Raw genomic sequence first — 705 nt, forward strand, 5'->3', positions numbered from 1 at the left:
GTAGGTCCAGACGTGGTCGACATATTCGGCCTGCATGGAATAGACGCCCCAGTGCGGATTTTCCGGGATGCTTTGGGTTTGATGGCGAGCCCTTCTTCACGCCACAGTCGTCGAACTCGCTTCTTGTTGATGGTGACCCCTGCTCGTACGAGCAGGGCATGAATAAATCGGTATCCCCGGCGGGGATGCTGCTTGGCCAGGTCATGGATGCGCTGCCGAAGTTCGCTGTCCTGGCGCGGTTTGGCCTGGTAATGCCAGGAAGATTTGGAGAGGCCCACCAGAACACAGGCCCGTTCGGGCCTGATGTGCGCCGCGACCAACTCCCTGACGACGGCGCACTTCTGGGTGGGCGTTACCGCTTTTTTCCAATGACATCCTTCATCGCGTCAATTTCCAGGCGCTGCTGACCGACAATCCGCAGGAGACGAGCATTTTCCTTCTCGAGCTGACGAAGCGGCCAGGCTTGCTCAAGCGAGTCCGTTCTGGCCAAGAAGCTGTTTGGCTTCGTTGGCGTTGGTATCGCCGTACTTCTTCTTCCAGGTGTAGTAAGACGCGGTGCTGCACCCGAACTCCCGGCAGAGGTCTTCGACAGGCTTCTCGCCCTTTTTGCCTTTCTGGAGCAGTTTGATGATCTGGTCTTCGGTAAACTGACGGATTTTCATGAGTGGGCCTCGCTTTCCAGCTTAGGGCTGGGGTCGAGCCTTT

At 57.4% G+C, this 705-nt stretch carries 2 protein-coding genes; both read right to left on the minus strand.

The window, feature by feature from the left end; genetic code table 11:
* Positions 1-278 (minus strand): IS3 family transposase (locus QZ269_RS13595; RefSeq protein ID WP_367272310.1); only part of this gene is annotated, 278 nt, incomplete at its 3' end.
* Between the two features lie 189 nt (positions 279-467).
* Positions 468-662: a transposase gene (locus QZ269_RS13385; protein ID WP_291427185.1), complete on the minus strand. Its 195-nt coding sequence runs from the start codon at positions 660-662 to the stop codon at positions 468-470.
* Positions 663-705: the final 43 nt, after the last annotated feature.

This window comes from Deinococcus sp. (genome assembly GCF_018260405.1).
GTDB lineage: Bacteria > Deinococcota > Deinococci > Deinococcales > Deinococcaceae > Deinococcus.

Excerpts from the sequence above, each read along its gene's own strand:
- QZ269_RS13385 (WP_291427185.1), bottom strand. The coding sequence starts at position 662 with ATGAAAATCCGTCAGTTTACCGAAGACCAGATCATCAAACTGCTCCAG.